The organism is Paraburkholderia sp. SIMBA_054 (assembly GCF_046534875.1).
Lineage (GTDB): Bacteria > Pseudomonadota > Gammaproteobacteria > Burkholderiales > Burkholderiaceae > Paraburkholderia > Paraburkholderia hospita.
On the sequence record NZ_JAWRXV010001161.1, the window covers coordinates 1 to 256 of the forward strand.

Consider the following 256-nt stretch of genomic DNA (forward strand, 5'->3'; position numbering starts at 1 on the left):
CGGTCGAAAGTGCGAGGCCAAAAACCAGACCTGCCTGTACATCCCATCCAAGGGCGAGCCCAAGGCCCGTGCCGAGGGCTGCGGCTGCTGCAATCTGCGCGAGCGCGCCGGGTACTGCTATGGCTTTGACGGAAAGAAGATCTTTGAGGGAAAAGTGCAGGCCGACGCCGAACATCAGCAGGATGACGCCAATTTCGGCTAGCTGCAGAATCAGATCCTGATCAGCGACGAATCCGGGCGTGTGCGGGCCAGCAAT

Annotated in this window: 1 protein-coding gene; it reads right to left on the bottom strand. The window is 60.2% G+C overall.

Annotated features, from left to right (window positions below):
- Positions 1–256: cation:proton antiporter (locus SB822_RS58795; RefSeq protein WP_410859335.1), on the bottom strand; the 256-nt coding region annotated here is incomplete at both ends.